Genomic DNA, 4,175 nt, shown 5'->3' on the forward strand with positions numbered 1-4,175 from the left:
GCCCAGCATGACATTCGCCGGGCAGGGGGTGCGGTCCGCCGTCGGTGCCGCGACACGGATAACTGCTTTCCGGATCGGCGTACGCGCTGACACGATCACCCACAGGGGCACGGCACCCACAGGTGCCCGCCCGGACAGCGACCTGCCGTGCAGGCGCCCGGAAACACCCGGCGAACACCCGACAAACACCGACTGACACCGACTGACACCGACACTGTCCGATATCTCAGAAGGGTGAGTTGACATGCCCGACGACGACTCCTGGCTGGGCGCACCAATCGACGCCCGCTCCCGGTTCCTGCCCGAGCGGGCCGAACTGCTGGCACTGCTGCGCGGGCTGTCCCCCGGTCAGTGGCGCCGGGAGACGGTCCCCGGCTGGACCGTACGGGACATGGCCGCGCATCTCCTCGGCGACGACTACGGCCGGATCTCCCGGGACCGCGACGGCCACCGGGAGGGACCGTCGCCCGCGCCCGGCGAGCCGCTGGAATCGTTCATCCACCGCATCAACCAGGAGTGGGTGGAGGCGTACCGGCGGGTCAGTCCGGCCGCGATCACCGAGTCGCTCGAACTGACCGGGGCGGCGGTCGCGGACCTCTTCCAGGGCGCCGATCTCCAGGAGCCCTCGCTGGGCGTGTCCTGGGCCGGGGCCGACCCCGCGCCGCTGTGGCTCGACTGCGCCCGTGAGTTCACCGAACACTGGACGCACCGCCAGCAGATCCGTCATGCCACGGGCCTGGACACCGACCCCGACCCGCACGCGCTGGGCCTGGTGCTGGACACCTTCATGCGGGCGCTCCCGCACACCCTGCGGACGACCCGCGCCGAAGCGGGAACCCAGGTCACGGTCGCCGTGACCGGTCCCGTATCGAACTCCTGGACAGCGACAGCGACAACGACTGCAACTGTGACGACGCCCGCGACCGCGACGGGCGGGCGCTGGTCCCTGGCCCCGGCGCCGTCGGGTCCGCCCGCCGCCACCGTACGGCTCGACGCGGAGTCCGCCTGGCGGCTGTGCGTAAGGGCGATCGACCCGGCCACCGCCCTGGACGGCGCCCGGATCGAAGGTGACCGGCGGCTGGCCGACGCGGTCTGCCGGATCGTGTCGATCGTGCGCTGAGCCGCCGGCCGGTGCCCGGCGATCCCGCCGTACCGCCCCGGTGTCCGTGCAAGGTTTCGGCAAGGGTCCCGCAAGCGTTCTGTCCGCCCCTCAGGGCATCGCCTCCTCAACAGCAGGACCGGACGAGCCCGCAGAGGGAGACAACGGGGGACGCCATGTCGGCGTTGAGCACATCCGCAGATCCGCCATCGGCCGAGCCGCGCCCGTGGCCGACACCGGCCAGCCGCAGCAGGGTACCGGCCGTGGCCCACACCGTGACCTGTGCCGAACGACTGCTCGACATCCTCGCGCTGCCGGAGGCCGACTGCCGCCTCCGGGGCGCCTTCGCCGAGGATGTGCCGCGTTTCGCGGACGGACAGCGGCTGGAGGTGACGGCATGACGGGCTGGGTCACCGTCACCGTGCGCGAGGTACCGGTACCGGTACCGGTACCGGTACCGGTACCGATGCGGATGCCGATGCCGATGCCGTACGCTCCGGGCCGCTCCGCCGGGGTGCGGTCCTACGCCCTGTGCGCGCGGGACTACGTCCTCGTGGTGTCCTCGCCCTCCTCCCGGCCGCTGCCCGTCGACCGGCGATCGGTCCTGGACGAGCACTTCGCCGTGGACACCGACCGCTGTCGGCGCCGGGAACTGCGGGAGTGCGCGGATGTGCTGTACGGAAGCCTTCCCCGGCCGGTCGCCGAGGCACCGGGCAGGCTGGCGGAGGTGCGGGCCGCCCATCCCGCCTGCCGGCTCGCCGCGGTACCCCTGAGGGGCGGCGGCTGGCTCGTCGCCGGGGGCACGGACCGGGGTACGGTCCTCGTCCCGTGCCCCGTACGGCCGGAGTCCTCTCTGCTGCCGTCGTGTCTGCACGCCTGGCTGGTGGCGGGCCGATCGCTCGCGATCACTACGGCCGGGGGGTGCCCGATTCCCTGAGCCCGCGGGCGTCGGCGGGGCTGGTCCGCCCGTACAGCGCGAGCGCGCGGGTGAAGTGGCCCGGGCGGCCGGGGAGTCCTCGACGGCCCGGGCGTCCGGGACGGCACCGGTGCCCGCCGGGCGTCCGGCCGGTGTGTCGTCGCGTGAGGTGCCAGCTGCCGACGTGGGGCCCGTCACCGGGCCCTGCACCTCGTCGTCCTGTGCCGGCTTCGCGCTCCGGACGGGCCCTTGTGCCTCCCTGACGCTCACGGACGAGCCCTGCGCCCCCTTCGCGCTCGCGGACGGGCCCTGCGCCGTATCCGCACTCACTGCCGGATCCCGCACCCGCCCCGGCGTCCCGTGTCGTGTTTCCGTCGGCCGTGCCGCCCTGTTCCGGGTGCCCGTGTCCCGCTTCCCCATGAGCGTGTCTCCCATGGGCATCACTCGTCCCCATGTGTCCGCCCCTGGTGGTCGGCTGCTGTCCGCACGGATCGGTTCGGTCCTGCCCTGACCAGCGCCGAACGACCGTATTGAACGGAATCCAGCCAGTATGGGACTGCGTCTGGTAGGCCCCCGCCGCCCGTGCCATGCTCGGTCCCAGCCTGACGAACATGCCTGGACCGACCAGCTTGAGGGGCGCTGGTGGAGATCCATCTACTGGGCCCGGTGGGGCTCTGGCACGACGCGGCGGGGGCGCCGGCCGAGAGCCGCGGACGCCTGGAACTGGGGTCGGACAAGGAACGGGTGGCGCTGGCCTCGCTCGCGCTGGACGCGGGCCGTCCGGTCTCGCTGGACGCGCTTGTGCAGCGGCTGTGGGACGGTGATCCTCCTCCGCACGCCCGCGAGAACACCCATACGTACATCTCCCGGCTCCGCAGACGGCTGCGCGCCGCCGGTACGGGCCCGGGGGCGCCCCGCATCGTCGGGCGCGCGCACACGTATGTCCTGGAGGCCGACCCCGGCTGTGTGGACTGGTTCCGCTTCCGGCGGCTGGTGGACGGGCCCCCGGCCGGGGACGACGCTCAGGTGGTCGCGGTACTCGGCCGCGCCGAGCGGCTGTGGAAGGGCGAGGCGCTCGCCGGTCTGCCCGGCGGGTGGGCCGAGACCGTACGCGGGTCGCTTGAGGAGAAGCGGCTCGGCGCCACCGTCTCGCGGCTCGCGGCCGGGCTCCGGCTGGGGCACTTCACCGAGCTGGTCGGTGAGTTGTCCGCGCTGGTCGACCAGCGGCCCGGGGACGAGACGCTGCTGGGCCAGCTGATGCTGGCGTACTACGGCGGCGGACGGTTCACCGACGCCCTGCGGGTCCACCAGCGGGCCCGGCAGCTCCTGATGGCCGAGTACGGCTCGCTGCCGGGCGCGGAGCTGAACCGTATCCACCGCGGTGTTCTCGCGCGCGTACCGCCCGACGCCCTGGTCTCGGGCGCGACGGCGGCGGTGCGGGAGAGCGGCCGGGCCATCCGCCCGCCCGCACCCGCACCGCTGCCACCCCGCAATCTGCCCCATCAGCCGGCGCTCATCGGCCGCCGTTCGGAACTGCGGACCCTGAACGCGGCGATCGGCGCGGCGGCCGGGAACGGGCCGGTCGTCACTCTCGAAGCCGTCAGCGGCATGGCGGGGGTGGGCAAGACCGCCATCGCCGTCCACACGGCAGGCACACTCGCGGCCGAGTTCCCCGACGGCCAGATCTATCTGGATCTACGGGCCCACTCCCCCACCCAGGAGCCGTTGAGCCCCGGGGCCGCCCTCGCGACCCTGCTGCGGCTGCTCGGCGCACCCGCCGAGCACATCCCCGTCGAACTGGAGGCGCGCAGCGCCATGTGGCGGACCCTGCTGGCGGAACGGCGGGTGGTCGTGGTCCTGGACGACGCGGCGGGGGCCGACCAGATCAGGCCGCTGCTGCCCGGCGGCTCGTCGTCCCTCACCATCATCACCAGCAGGCGCCATCTGAGCGGGCTGCCGCACGCGCTGTCGGTGCCGCTGGACATTCTGCCCGCCGCGGATGCCATCGCCCTGTTCCGCAGGTTCGCGGGCGATGAGCGCACCCAGGACATCCGGGAGACCTCCCGGATCGTCCGGCAGTGCGGCTATCTCCCGCTGGCCATCGAACTGGTCGCCAACCGCTTCCGCGCCCGTACCTCCTGGACGCTCGCCACCCTCGCG

At 73.4% G+C, this 4,175-nt stretch carries 4 protein-coding genes; all 4 read left to right on the plus strand.

Features of this window, described 5'->3' with window-relative positions; genetic code table 11:
- Nucleotides 1-244 precede the first annotated feature (244 nt).
- Nucleotides 245-1,120, plus strand: coding sequence for a maleylpyruvate isomerase family mycothiol-dependent enzyme (locus ACWF94_RS28560; protein WP_453494579.1), 876 nt, complete (start codon nt 245-247; stop codon nt 1,118-1,120).
- 242 nt (nt 1,121-1,362) lie between these two features.
- Entirely contained in the window at nt 1,363-1,500 is a 138-nt protein-coding gene (locus tag ACWF94_RS28565; RefSeq protein ID WP_453494582.1) for a hypothetical protein, read from the plus strand.
- Nucleotides 1,497-2,036, plus strand: coding sequence for a hypothetical protein (locus tag ACWF94_RS28570; RefSeq protein ID WP_453494585.1), 540 nt, complete (start codon nt 1,497-1,499; stop codon nt 2,034-2,036). Before ACWF94_RS28565 ends, ACWF94_RS28570 begins: the two co-directional genes overlap by 4 nt.
- A gap of 621 nt (nt 2,037-2,657) precedes the next feature.
- A partial coding sequence (locus ACWF94_RS28575) for a BTAD domain-containing putative transcriptional regulator (RefSeq protein ID WP_453494588.1) occupies nt 2,658-4,175 on the plus strand: 1,518 nt, incomplete at its 3' end.

The organism is Streptomyces sp. NPDC055078, assembly GCF_053607985.1.